Source organism: Arthrobacter sp. NPDC080073 (assembly GCF_040686575.1).
GTDB lineage: Bacteria > Actinomycetota > Actinomycetes > Actinomycetales > Micrococcaceae > Arthrobacter.
This window is the reverse complement of the sequence record NZ_JBFBKR010000008.1, coordinates 175,724-188,347: the sequence shown is the minus strand read 5'-3', so window position 1 is coordinate 188,347 and position 12,624 is coordinate 175,724. Positions and strand designations below refer to the sequence as shown.

Here is a 12,624-nt window from a genome sequence, read left to right as displayed (position 1 = left end):
GCGCCTCGACATCCAAATACCCACGCTGCGCGTCTTCGCGTCCCTGCATAAGCCCAGTCTTAACCACCCAGCTCACCAGTCCAGCCGACGCGCCCACCGCCCGATTAATTCAGCAGTCTCCTAGGCGAGCCCGTCCGCTGGGCGAGTTCCGCCGTCGGGGTCACGCTCCCCAGACCTGGCAGGACAGTTTTATCCACATGCACCTCTTGGGTGTTGGGATTTTCCCAACGAATACGTAGGCTGGAGTGGTGGATGCAAACATCGGCGGGCGTGTGCGGCAATTACTTGCTGCGGCCCCAGCCCGACCCCAGAGAGAAGTAGCCAAGCTTCTTGCTATGACGCCCGACGCCTTTTCGCGGGCGCTAAACGGATATCGAGCATTCTCTTCGATCGAACTCGCAAAAATCGCGGATCTATTCCAGTCGGACGTCCACTGGATTATCACGGGGGAACCCGATCCTCATCGTCTGATTCTGGCGGCCAGACACGACTTCGATCCTTCGACAGGTAAACGGTCGAATCCGGGCAGAGATGGGGACGCCGACGAATTGCGGAACGTCGAGCTTGCCTACCGCCAGGCCTATGGTGGAAACGGCATGCCCGGTGTGCTTCCGCGAGTTCCGTCCGAGTTGCGGGAGGTTCTCGGTGACGATTTTATTCGTCCGTTCGTGGAACGCTTGGAATCAAGGCTTGGCGTTGATGTTGTCCGGATCGCGGGTGTGTCGACGGCATACTCGTTTACGTTCGGGTCGCGACATGTCATGGTAATCCCGGCGATGGGGAACTGGTTCCGGGAAAACTGGTCGATTGCGCATGAGCTCGGGCATCTAGCATTGGGCCACCATGTCGATGGCGCCTCGGCCCATACCCTCGACCGGCATGAAGCTGAAGCTAACGCATTTGCAGCAGAGCTGCTCCTGCCAGAGACAGCAGTTCGTGCTATGGACTGGACAACCATTGACACGGCAGGCCTGGCGTTACGGGTTTGGCAGTTCGGAGTTTCCACAGATGCAATCGCCAAACGCCTCGAGGCACTGCGGATTAAACCGACTCCGTTGATTCGAGAGTGGGCAACTCAGCCAACTCAGCGACTTCTGCGTCTTTATTGGTCGGGCGCCGTCGACCATCCGGACCCGATCACGCAACGGATGGAGCAAGCTGCCATCCGCAAATTTCCGTCCGGCCTGGTTGAGGCGCACGTCAAGCTCATTGCTTCCGGGGACATTGGTTCAGGGACGCTTGCCTGGATGCTTGAAGTGGATCGAGAGACACTCGATGTTGATGCACCCGCACTCCCGGCTTTGCCGGACAGCGAGGATGTCGCCGAAGCACTCGGGCTCTGACAAGTATGGCCGTCCTGCTCTTCCCCGACAACACAGTTCTCATTAATTTCGCACTGATCAACAGAATGGATCTTCTGTCTCGCCTCGCAAACGGGAATGGCCGTTGGTGTGCGACTGTGGAGCAAGAATGCTTGCAATCCGCGGCCTACGAAGGACTTGTCGCTCTTGGGGACGCAGCAGATATCTTCGGCGATCCGCTATTCCCAGAAACTCGATTTGAGCACTTAAACGTCCGAACCTTTCGCGATGAATTGGCTGAGCCCAACGATCCTCCACATAAGCATCTCGGTGAAGCCGAAACATTGGCAATCATGAGTTCTCGCAATATTCACGGTTTCTTTGTCACGGATGACGGAGGAGCGCGGCGGCTCGCGGCGAGGCACGGCATACAGGTCGTTGACACATGGAAACTAATGCACATCGCTATCAAAAAAGGCTTCGTGGATGCGGCCACCGTGTGGGGGTATGTGCAGACGCTTCGGGCATCAAAACGCCCCGTTCCTTCTAACCTTCGGAGCCGCCAGTCCGTCGATCTTTGGGCTGCCGGAGGCTGAGGCTGAACACAAGCAAAACGGGGCAATGAGAAAAGGGTTCCGTCGCTGGGCTGCCTCCCCGGCCATCGGGGTCACTTGTTGCGAAGAGTGCAGGCAGCCCAGCGACGGGGGTCTAGGCGGCGACGAGTTCTTCCTTGGTCGCTTCCTCGCGGGCTTCCGTGAGGTAGCGGGCATAGGCCGGGATGGTCAGGAACGTGGGGAACTCCTCGGCCAGGGTGACTTCTTCGAAGATGCTGCGGGCATCGTTGAAGCGGTCGTCGTCGAAGCGTTCCAGGCGTGCGAACTCCTCGTCCAGCAGGTCGGTGACCCATTCGCGGGTGATGACTTCACCGGTGTCGGTGATGGCGTGGGAGTAGATCCACTGCCACAGCTGGGAGCGGGAGATCTCAGCGGTGGCCGCGTCTTCCATGAGGTTGTGGATGGCCACGGCGCCGTTGCCGCGCAGCCAGGACTCGATGTAGCGGATACCCACCTCGATGTTGTTCCGGATGCCGGTTTCGGTGATTGTGCCCACGGTGGAGGCGACGTCAATTAGCGCACGGTCGTCGGGAGTGACATCCTCGCGTGAGCGGTCCAGTTGGTTCGGGCGGTCGCCGAGTACGCCGTCGAACACTTCGCGGCAGACCGGAACCAGGTCCGGGTGCGCAACCCAGGAACCGTCGAAACCGTCGCCGGCTTCGCGGGTCTTGTCCGCGCGGACCTTCTCGAAGGCTGCAGTGTTGGCGGCCTCGTCCTTACGGTTGGGAACGGCCGCGGCCATGCCGCCGATCGCCATGGCGCCGCGGCGGTGGCAGGCCCGGACCAGTTGCTCGGTGTAGGAGCGCATGAACGGCTGGGTCATGGAGACCTGGGCGCGGTCCGGCAAAACAAAGCGGGGGCCGCGGGTGCGGAAATTCTTGATCACGGAGAAGATGTAGTCCCAGCGGCCGGCGTTCAAGCCCGAAGCGTGATCGCGCAGCTCGAACAGGATCTCCTCCATTTCGAATGCCGCGGTGATGGTCTCGATCAGCACTGTCGCGCGGATGGTGCCCTGCAGGATGCCGAGCAGGTCCTGGGCCAGGATGAAGATGTCGTTCCAGAGGCGCGCTTCGAGGTGGTTCTCGATCTTGGGCAGGTAGAAGTACGGGCCCTTTCCCTGTGCGAGCAGGCGGCGTGCGTTGTGGAAGAAGAACAGGCCGAAGTCCACCACGCCGCCGGCAACGGGCTTCCCGTCGATGAGCATGTGCTTTTCCGGCAGGTGCCAGCCGCGGGGCCGGACCACGATGGTCGGCAAGTCCTCGGCGGCACGGAGCTTGTATTCCTTGCCCTCGGGAGAGATGAAGTCGATCCGGCGCTCCAAGGCATCCGTAAGGTTCAGCTGGCCCTGGATGACGTTGCGCCAGGTGGGGGTGGAGGAGTCTTCCATGTCGGCCAGCCACACCTTGGCGCCGGAGTTCAACGCGTTGATGGTCATCTTCCGGTCAACTGGTCCGGTGATCTCCACCCGGCGGTCCTCCAGGCCCGGGGCCGGGGGAGCGACGCGCCAGTTCGGATCGTTGCGGATTTCCGCGGTCTCCGGGAGGAACCGCGGATCCTGGCCGCTGGAAATCTGCCCGCGGCGGGTGTGCCGCGCCTGCATGAGCTCCTGGCGGCGCTCCGCCGTCGCGCGGTGCAGCGTTGCCACGAACTCCAAGGCATCCGGAGTAAGAACCTCGTTCTGCCGGTGGATGGGCTGGGCGGTCAGCGTGATGCCGTTGATCGTGTAATTGTCGGTGAAGCTGTTCATTTCAATCTCTCCTCAGAGAAGCAAATGTTCGACGGCGGGCCTGTTTAGCTGGGTTCGGTGCGTGCCGGGTCCGCGGCTGGGTTCGGTGCGTGGCTGTGGCTAACTGGTTGCGTCCGGCCCTACGGACCGGCACCGCTCTGCCTGCTATTCCCCACGTCCCGGTTCGTCCTCGCTGAGCGAGGACGAACCGGGACGCAGGGCCCCTTTTACGCAGCCTGCCGCGATACCGGCTCCTCCGGCCTCGTGCGCCAGTCGCCGAGCGCAAACGGCCGGGAAAGGTGATCCGGAAGCGTGCGTAAAAGGGGCCCTGTCTCCGTCCTCGGCCGAGCTTTGCGAGGCCATAGGACGGGGATGGGGAATAGCACGCGGAGGATTGCCTTTTTCGGCCCCCAACTGCTGGCTGCGCGGGTGCCGGTCCGTAGGCTGGTGGTGCGGCGGAGACGCACCGGGGTGAGCCGGACGGTTCGCAACAAGCGTTCCGCCCTGCCGTCGGGAGGTTAGTGGAACTGGCCTTCTTCGGTGGATCCCACCAGGGCCAGGGTGGATGCGTTCGGGTTGAGCGCAGTTGCGATGTCGTCGAAGTAGCCGGTGCCGACTTCGCGTTGGTGCTTGGTTGCGGTGTAGCCGCGGGACTCGGAGGCGAATTCCTTTTCCTGGAGTTCGACGTAGGCGCTCATGCCTTCCCGGGCGTAGCCGTGGGCGAGGTCGAACATCGAGTAGTTCAGGGCGTGGAAGCCGGCCAGGGTGATGAACTGGAAGGTGAAGCCCATGGCGCCGAGTTCACGCTGGAACTTCGCGATGGTGGCGTCGTCCAGGTGCTTGCGCCAGTTGAAGGACGGCGAGCAGTTGTAGGAGAGCATCTGGTCCGGGAACTCGGACTTGACGGACTCGGCGAACTTGCGGGCGAGCTCGAGGTCCGGGGTGCCTGTTTCCATCCAGATGAGGTCCGAGTACGGGGCGTAGGCCTTGGCTCGGGCGATGCAGGGTTCGATGCCGTTGCGGACCTTGTAGAAGCCCTCAGCGGTACGTTCGCCTGTGATGAATTCCTGGTCGCGCTCGTCGACTTCGGAGGTGATCAGGGTGGCTGCCTCGGCGTCGGTGCGGGCGATGATCACCGATGGGGTGCCGGCGACATCGGCCGCCAGGCGGGCGGCGTTCAGGGTCCGGACGTGCTGCTGGGTGGGGATGAGTACCTTGCCGCCGAGGTGGCCGCACTTCTTTTCCGAGGCGAGCTGGTCTTCCCAGTGCACGCCTGCGGCGCCGGCCTGGATCATGGATTTCATGAGCTCGTAGGCGTTCAGCGGGCCGCCGAAACCGGCTTCGGCGTCGGCGACGATCGGGACGAGCCAGTCTTGAACGGTCTGGATGCCTTCGGAGAATTCGATCTGGTCGGCGCGCAGCAGGGCGTTGTTGATGCGGCGGACCACAGTGGGGACCGAGTTGGCCGGGTAGAGGGACTGGTCCGGGTAGGTGTGGCCGGAGTTGTTGGCGTCGGCGGCGACCTGCCAGCCGGACAGGTAGATGGCCCGCAGCCCGGCCTTGACCTGCTGCACGGCCTGGTTGCCGGTCAGTGCACCCAGGGCGTTGGTGTAGCCGCCGGTCTTGTGCTCTTCCTTGAGCTGCTTCCACAGCTTCTCGGAGCCGCGCTTGGCCAGGGTGTGTTCTTCGGAGACGCGGCCGCGGAGGCGGACGACGTCGGTGGCCGAGTAATCGCGGGTGACGCCTTCCCAACGCGGGTTGGCAGCCCATTCGAGCTCCAGTGCGGCGGCCTGCTCGGTTGCGGTCTGCTGAGCGGCGGGCTGTCCTGGTTCAAATGCTGCGGTCATTGTCTGTCTCCTTTGACGCTACTTTGGCGTATTGCTGTGTATGTAGCCCCGGCCGATCTTCGCTGCGCCTTTGCAGTCCAGGCCGGCCGGGGTTTCCGTAGTTCTTACTTTTCAGTACTTCCAAGAGGCTTTCTAGAGGAAAACCATGGAAAGAAATGCACTTCTTCGCGTATTCTCAAGAAATGTCACCTGTGAGCTGGAACCGCGAAGTACCGCCGCCGTCGTCCTCTGCCTCCGACGCCGAACTGGACGTCATCAGCCTGGGCCGCCGCGTGCGGTATCTGCGCAAGCAGGCCGGGCTGACCCTCGACGACGTGAGCGCCGCCGTCGGGACTGCCCCCAGCCAGCTGAGCCTCATTGAGAACGGCAAGCGGGAACCCAAGCTGGGTTTGTTGAAGCAACTCGCGGCCGCCTTGAATGTGGGCATCGACCAGCTGCTCGGAGCGGAACCGCCCAGCCGCCGCGCCGGCCTGGAAATCGAGCTGGAACGGTACCAGCGCGGGCCCCTCTATGAGTCCTTGAACTTGCCGAAAATCCGCGTCAGCGCGCGGCTTCCGCTAGATGTCTTGGAGTCTCAAGTGGGCCTCCTGCAGGAGCTCGAGCGCAGGCTCAACGAGCAGATCGCGACGCCGGAAGAAGCCCGGCGCGCGAACGGTGAACTGCGTGCCATGATGCGCGAGCGCGGCAACTATTTTCCGGAGTACGAGGCCGAAGCGCAGAAGGTCCTCAAGGGCGTTGGCTACACCGCCGGTCCCTTGAGCCAGCACGTCATCGCAGACATCGCGGACCACCTCGGATTCACGCTTCACCACGTGGGCGACCTGCCCCATTCCACCCGCTCGGTGACCGATCTAAAGAATCACCGAATTTATCTCACGCAGAGCCAGCGGCAGGACCACGATCCCCGTTCGGTCCTCCTGCAGGCCCTGGGCCATTACGTTCTTGGCCACGAAACGCCCAAGAACTACGGCGACTTCCTGGCGCAGCGCGTCGCAACGAACTACTTCGCCGCGGCGCTCCTGCTGCCCGAACACGCCACCCTGGAATTCCTGCAGAAGGCGAAGGCCGCCAAGGAGATTGCCGTCGAGGATATAAGGGACGCCTTCGCCGTCTCTTACGAAACCGCGGCGCACCGCTTCACCAACCTCGCCACGAAGCACCTGGGGATCACCACCCACTTCCAGAAGACCCACCAGAGCGGCATCATCTACAAGGCTTACGAGAACGACGGCGTCGCCTTCCCCCAGGACCACACCGGCGCCATCGAGGGCCAACCGGCATGCAAAGCCTGGACGTCGCGTGCCGTGTTCGACGTTCCGGACAAGTTCAGCGCCTACAGCCAATACACCGACACCGTCTCCGGCACCTATTGGTGCACGGCCCGCACCGAACGCTCTGCGGCGGGGGAGTTTTCGCTGAGTATCGGCGTGCCCTACCAGCACGTGAAGTGGTTCCGCGGGAGGGAGACGACGGCGCGGGCTACTTCGACGTGTCCGGACCCGAACTGCTGCAAGCGACCGCCGGCGTCGTTGGCTTCATCCTGGGCAGGCAACGCCTGGCCGTCCGCGCGCGCCCACTCGCACCTGCTGGCCGCCATGCCGCCGGGTGCGTTCCCCGGCGTCGACGAGACCGAGGTGTACGCGTTCCTGGAGGCGCACTCGGGGTAGTTTTCCGGGCTGTTGCATTGGGGACGCGTCACGCTGCGCAACTTTTTGGATTCCTTTGGGTTGAACAACCCCGGAATTCCGCGGCTTGGCCCGTGGCGCGGGCTCAAAAACCTGCCCTGCGTGACGCCTACTCCCTGAGGACCGGCCGGGACCGGGTCAGACCGACATGGCCCATGACAAAGCCGCATCGCGGCGAGGCTCGGAGGGGTCGATCATCCTGATTCTGTCTACGAGCCGGACGCGGTCGATGAGGGATGATTCGACGAGTGCCAGAACGAACGCATGGTCCTTGGGGCGTGCCGCAATGAGCTTCGCCGCGCAGAGATCGTAGGGATCCAGGCAAAGTCCGGTGCTGTTCCGGGTCCGCACATTGCGCACGCCGACAAGGCGGTACTCCCAGTCCTCCGGGAGCACCGCAGTCTCCCTTTCGGCCGCCTGGACGTAGAACCCAAACTCCTTGTGGAAAGGCGACCACTCCCCAAGCGCGGAATCGATGCTGTCGGCAAGCGTGCCGGCGTCGTCGTCGGAAAACGGGGCTATGTCGACCGCGTCCGACATGGTGATTGCCGCAGGTAGCTGGTCCTCCGTGAAGGATCCCAGAATTGACTGGCTGCCGATCACGATCACGCGGTCGCCGTGGGTGATATCCGTAGCGGCCCGGATGGCGTGCTCAAGCTCATCGCGGCGCATGGCTGTACCGTACCCCCGCACAGGTCGATTGTCAGTAGCCGCCCCGGTGCCGCGTGCGCTCAGCCAGCACTGTTGCCACTCTTTCGATGAGTTCATACGGAATCGGCTTCCCGAGGAGGAACTTCAATGTGCCCTTGGCGGCCCGGTAGGGTGCGATTCCGCGCTCGAAGTCCTCGTCGCCGTCGGGCACTGGATAGACGGAAATATGGTTCTTCCACGCCGCGAAATACACCACGTAGTGGTTGTCGAGGGATCGTGGGGATTCCGTAACTGATCCTGTCCCCGGCTCCGGGCACAGTTGCCAGTGCCCGGCGTCGGATCTCCTGAAGGATGGTTCGCACCTCATCGGGTTGCGCCGCGATGTACTCGTCCACCGCGTCAAAATGTTCCACCATGCGCTTCCCCGCTCCGTTCCGTGCCCGCCGTCCAGCCCGTCCTGGACCAAGCTTGCCTCAGCGCGCGCCGCCCTGCCAGAGGGCGTCGTACAGGTTCGGTGCGACTCCAACGCCCGCTCACCTATCCGGGGTCTCGGCGGGACCCTCGCTCACTTATCTCGGGTTTCGGCGGGACCCTCGCTCACTTGATCTGATGGAGCGTTGTGGGCGGTTGCGAGTTTTCCGGACAATTCTCGATTCCTCGATGCGAGAATGGGGGAGGCTCCGCGGTTTGCAGGCGGATCCACCACCAGTGCTAATACAGCGGGGCACCGTGCCAACTCCGGCCGCCTGCGCGAACCACTACGAACGGACAAGCGATGACGTCAGCATCAGAATCCCAGACCTTGAGTAAACCCGCGCCGCGCTTCGCGTCAATAGGCTCCCCATACTTCGGCATCATGCTGGCATGCATGGCCGTCGTGCTGATCCTGTCCAACATCGGCGCCGCCAAAGGGGTCGTCTTCGGTCCGATCATCACCGATGGCGGATTTTTCCTCTTCCCGCTTGCATACATTCTTGGCGATGTGATGAGCGAGATCTATGGATTCAAGGTGGCCCGCAAAGCAATCATCACCTCGTTCGCGCTGTCGGCATTCGCATCGCTCTGCTACTGGATCATCATCGCGCTGCCCGGCTTCAATGACGATTACGGCAACGCCAAGCAGGCTGCGATTGAAGGCGCGCTGGGGCCGGTTCCTCAGATCGTCCTGGCTTCGCTTCTCGCGTTCCTGGCGGGCCAGACCATCAACTCCCTGATCCTGGTCAAAATGAAAGCCCGTTCGGGTGAGAAAACTCTCTGGGCTCGGCTCATGGGTTCATCCGGGGTGGGGGAATTCGTGGACACGCTCATCTTCTGTAGCATCGCGGCCTCGGTCATCGGCATTACGGACTTCGGAAGCTTCGTCAATTACGTGCTTGTTGGCTTCGTATACAAGGTCGGCGTCCAATACATCCTTGTGCCCGTGACGTCCTTGGTCATTGGCTGGATCAAGAAGCGGGAGCCCAGCTACTGGGTGTGAGCGGGCGTTGGCAGGTGCGCGAGCTCGCCGGAACGGTGCCGGCTCGCCGGAGAGTTTCGGCGATCGGGGCGCGTTCCGGCGATCTCGACGAAGGCAGCGGGCTGGTTCGGCGGCGACGGCCTAACGGCGGAGGGCGTTCAGTATCCGGCTCTTGAATTCCTGCTCGCGAAAGAGGTGCTTCCTCGACACGGACGAAGCGCCAACCGTCCTCGCTAAGGGCCTTCTCCCGGCGCCGCTCCTGGAAAATCACCTCGGCTGTTGGCTTGAAATCGAAGTACTTGATCTCGCCGTCGAATTCCAACGCCACCTTTGCGTCCCGCCAGGCAAAGTCGAGCCGATGCCGACCTGCCCGGCTCTGCACCTCAACCTGCGGTTCGGGCATCGGCAACTTCAGCCGCAAGATGAGTTCTCGGCACAAGGTTTCGCCGGCCGACTCGGATCGTGGATCAGCGTTGACGAGGGCCTTTCGAAGGTTCCTGACGCCGCGTCGACCATCCAGTGCGTCGGCCATGGCCTGCAAAAGCGCACGATCAGCGCCAAGCCTGAGTCCGTGGTCCATGAGCACCAGCGCCTGCTTGTAGCTCAGCAGCATGGCGCAATCCACCACAGTCCGCTCCAAGGACGTGACCCTCAAATTCCCGATTGTCACAATGTCCGACTCGTCGTAAGGCCTGGTGTGACCGCGGACGTCCTTGCCGAGGCGCTCGCTGGACGGTCGGACCGGAAGCAGGATGTGGATGAGGTCGTCAACATTCCAGAGGAAAAGGCGGTGCAGCCGCGCCGCCGAAGTGTGGCTGTATACGAAGTCTCCCGCCGACGTCGTAAGCGTTCCATGCGCATGCGCGTAGATCAGTTGCGTGCTTCGGAGCCAAGGGGATTGCTTCTCCCAGAGCGCGGCCCGGATGTAGCAGCCGTACCGTAGCCGGACAAGCTTGCCCCGACGCACCAAGAGTTGGATTGCACGTGAATTGAGCCCATGTGCGTGGAGTTGATCGGTTCGCCAGACGTTGCCCTTTTCCGGGAGCGAAGGTGGTTGGGAACGCGTCATTGGTCCAGCCTCGCGGGCCGCCGGGACGCACGGAAGCCGCGTGGTCGCCTATGTGGAAAACGCCGGGTCGCCGGAATGGTGCCGGTTCGCCCGAACGCTCCGGCGAACCGGCACCGTTCCGGCGAGCCCGACGAGCCCGGCCGGAACCGCCGGCAGCCTACGAGTAGTACCGCCCCAAGGTCTCGGCCTTGAACTCGAAGAAGTCCCCGGATTCGATGGCCAAGCGGGCATCGTCCACCATTTTCACTACGAAACGCTCGTTGTGGATGGAGATGAGCGTGGCCGAGACCATCTCGTGGGCCTTGTACAGGTGGTGGATGTACGCCCGCGAATAGTTGGCGCAGGTGTAGCAATCGCAACCATCCTGCAAGGGTCCGAAATCCGATTTGTAGCGCGCCCCGGAAAGGTTGTACCGACCGGATGGGGTGTAAAAGGCCGAGTTGCGGGCCACCCGGGTGGGGGAGACGCAATCGAAGGTGTCGGCGCCGTTTTCGATGGCCGTGAAGATATCGTCCGGCTCGGAGATGCCCAGGAGGTGCCGTGGTTTGTTCTCGGGAAGTTCCTCGTTGCACCAACGAACAATGGTGCCGAGGTTCTCCTTCTCCAAGGCGCCGCCGATGCCGAAACCATCGAAGGGCATCCCGCCCAGGTCCCGGCAGGCCTTGCGGCGGAGGTCCTCGTACTGAGCTCCCTGGATGACGCCGAACAGGGCCTGGTACGGCTTCCCCACCCGTTCCATAGTCAGCCGTTCATGCTCCGCCACGCAGCGCTCGGCCCAGCGACGCGTGCGCTCCAGGGATTCCTCCTGATAGCCGCGGGAGTTCTGCAGGGTGGTGAGCTCGTCGAAGGCGAACATGATGTCGGCGCCGATCTGGTGCTGTACCTGCATGGAGATCTCCGGGGAGAAACGGTGCCGATCCCCGTTCAGGTGCGATTTGAACCAGACGCCGTCCTCGTCCACATGCGCCAGCCGCTCCTTGCCCGGGGCCACGGCGTCGTCAGGCCCGGACGTGTCCACGGAGGTCATGTCGATGACCTTCTTGAACCCCGAGCCGAGGCTCATCACCTGGAATCCGCCCGAGTCCGTGAACGTCGGCCCGTCCCAGTTCATGAACGCGCCGAGCCCTCCGGCCGCGTCAAGGATCTCCGGTCCAGGCTGCAGATACAGGTGGTAGGCGTTGGCCAGCAAAGCCTGCGCACCGAGCTCCTTCATGGATTCGGGCAGCACCGCTTTGACCGTGGCTTTGGTCCCGACGGCGATGAATGCTGGCGTCTGGATCTGGCCGTGCGGCGTGGTGATGGTTCCGGTGCGGCCCAGGAACTCCCCGCGCTTGCCGCCCCGGGGAAGGCTGCCGCCGTCGGCGTTCAAAGTGCCCGACGACGGCGCTCGGGTTTCGCTGAGCCGCGCGCCCACCTCGAAGGAGAACGCGGACTGCCGGGCAGCTGTGAGGGCTGAAGGATCGGACTCGGAGCTGGCCCCGGAGCGAGGCAGGGAAGAATCGGCTGGCACCGTTACAGTCTGCCAGCCCCGGAGCGTGATTCGTCAGTGCGAATGCACCTCTGTGGGGTAGTTCTCAGCCTTCCAGCCGTCCCAGTGGGAGCGGATCGATTCGAGGCTGGCGGCCCCCAGGTCGTAGGTCGAAGCGATCACGATCGTGCCGCCGTCGGGCCTTTTCTCCGGAATCACTGGCTGGTCGGCCACGATCAGCAGCCCGTCACCGTGCTCCGCGTAACTGTGCACGGTGAGGCCCACTTGGTGGTTGCTCCGGAACCAGACCTTTCCGGAAATGGCCTCGCCCGTCGGCAGCGTCAGCGAGTATTCCTCCCCGGGAGCCGGGACGTCGGCCAGGCCGAGTTTCTGGATCCCGGAGCCGCTTCCGCCAGGCAGGGAGACAAAATGCGTGCGCCGGTGCCCGTGCGGATGCCGTTCCAGGGCGAACCGGAGTTGGTGCAGGAAGGTCAGCCAGCCTTGGGTGATGTCCTCGTCCCACGCAGCCCATTCGGAATCGTGGTCCAAGGCGGCCCGCGTGACACGGACCTCGGTGCCTCCGCTCACCGGGGTGAGTTCGAAGACGTCCCCGCCGTTCACGGTGAGGCTTGTGTGGTCAGGGCTCTCGACCACAGCGGTGCTGAAGTAAATTTGGTTGATTTCGTCACCGAGCTCGTCGGCTTCCCAGCCGTGCCATTGAGCAACGAGCGACGGTTCGCGCAGCGAAGTCCAAACTTGCTGCGCGTCGGCATTTATCACAACGCTCAGATTGTTCGTCATGGCCCG

General features: G+C 63.0%; 10 protein-coding genes and 1 pseudogene. 4 read left to right on the top strand and 7 right to left on the bottom strand.

Going from position 1 to position 12,624, the window contains the following annotated elements:
• The first annotated feature begins 248 nt into the window (after nucleotides 1–248).
• Both AB0O52_RS11920 and AB0O52_RS11915 read left to right on the top strand, forming a co-directional pair.
• Nucleotides 249–1,343 (top strand): XRE family transcriptional regulator, encoded by a 1,095-nt coding sequence (locus tag AB0O52_RS11920; RefSeq protein WP_364537779.1) that lies wholly within the window; start codon nucleotides 249–251, stop codon nucleotides 1,341–1,343.
• A gap of 5 nt (nucleotides 1,344–1,348) precedes the next feature.
• Nucleotides 1,349–1,897, top strand: coding sequence for a hypothetical protein (locus tag AB0O52_RS11915; RefSeq protein WP_364537777.1), 549 nt, complete (start codon nucleotides 1,349–1,351; stop codon nucleotides 1,895–1,897).
• 112 nt (nucleotides 1,898–2,009) lie between these two features.
• On the opposite strand, the gene aceB is transcribed toward AB0O52_RS11915, so the two are convergent.
• Nucleotides 2,010–3,662, bottom strand: coding sequence for a malate synthase A (gene aceB / locus AB0O52_RS11910; protein WP_364537775.1), 1,653 nt, complete (start codon nucleotides 3,660–3,662; stop codon nucleotides 2,010–2,012).
• A 497-nt stretch (nucleotides 3,663–4,159) separates the two neighbouring features.
• Nucleotides 4,160–5,488, bottom strand: coding sequence for an isocitrate lyase (gene aceA / locus AB0O52_RS11905; protein ID WP_364537773.1), 1,329 nt, complete (start codon nucleotides 5,486–5,488; stop codon nucleotides 4,160–4,162).
• A gap of 155 nt (nucleotides 5,489–5,643) precedes the next feature.
• Here aceA and AB0O52_RS11900 point away from each other — a divergent pair, with 155 nt between their 5' ends.
• Nucleotides 5,644–7,155: a helix-turn-helix domain-containing protein gene (locus AB0O52_RS11900; protein WP_364537771.1), complete on the top strand. Its 1,512-nt coding sequence runs from the start codon at nucleotides 5,644–5,646 to the stop codon at nucleotides 7,153–7,155.
• 156 nt (nucleotides 7,156–7,311) lie between these two features.
• Here AB0O52_RS11900 and AB0O52_RS11895 read toward each other — a convergent pair whose 3' ends face one another.
• Nucleotides 7,312–7,845, bottom strand: a complete 534-nt coding sequence (locus AB0O52_RS11895; RefSeq protein ID WP_364537769.1) for a DUF6036 family nucleotidyltransferase — start codon at nucleotides 7,843–7,845, stop codon at nucleotides 7,312–7,314.
• A gap of 31 nt (nucleotides 7,846–7,876) precedes the next feature.
• Complete coding sequence (locus AB0O52_RS11890; RefSeq protein WP_364537767.1) at nucleotides 7,877–8,080, bottom strand: hypothetical protein; 204 nt, start codon at nucleotides 8,078–8,080, stop codon at nucleotides 7,877–7,879.
• A 519-nt stretch (nucleotides 8,081–8,599) separates the two neighbouring features.
• Between AB0O52_RS11890 and AB0O52_RS11885 the strand changes: the two genes are divergently transcribed.
• The gene (locus AB0O52_RS11885) at nucleotides 8,600–9,301 is read left to right on the top strand and encodes a queuosine precursor transporter (protein ID WP_364537765.1); all 702 of its coding nucleotides are present in this window, start codon (nucleotides 8,600–8,602) and stop codon (nucleotides 9,299–9,301) included.
• Between the two features lie 120 nt (nucleotides 9,302–9,421).
• On the opposite strand, the pseudogene AB0O52_RS11880 reads toward AB0O52_RS11885, so the two are convergent.
• From AB0O52_RS11880 to AB0O52_RS11870, 3 genes and pseudogenes are all read right to left on the bottom strand, one after another.
• Nucleotides 9,422–10,349: pseudogene (locus AB0O52_RS11880) on the bottom strand (hypothetical protein).
• Between the two features lie 157 nt (nucleotides 10,350–10,506).
• Nucleotides 10,507–11,841: a tRNA guanosine(34) transglycosylase Tgt gene (tgt, locus tag AB0O52_RS11875; RefSeq protein WP_364537790.1), complete on the bottom strand. Its 1,335-nt coding sequence runs from the start codon at nucleotides 11,839–11,841 to the stop codon at nucleotides 10,507–10,509.
• A gap of 51 nt (nucleotides 11,842–11,892) precedes the next feature.
• Nucleotides 11,893–12,618 (bottom strand): SRPBCC domain-containing protein, encoded by a 726-nt coding sequence (locus AB0O52_RS11870; RefSeq protein ID WP_364537763.1) that lies wholly within the window; start codon nucleotides 12,616–12,618, stop codon nucleotides 11,893–11,895.
• Between the last annotated feature and the right edge of the window lie 6 nt (nucleotides 12,619–12,624).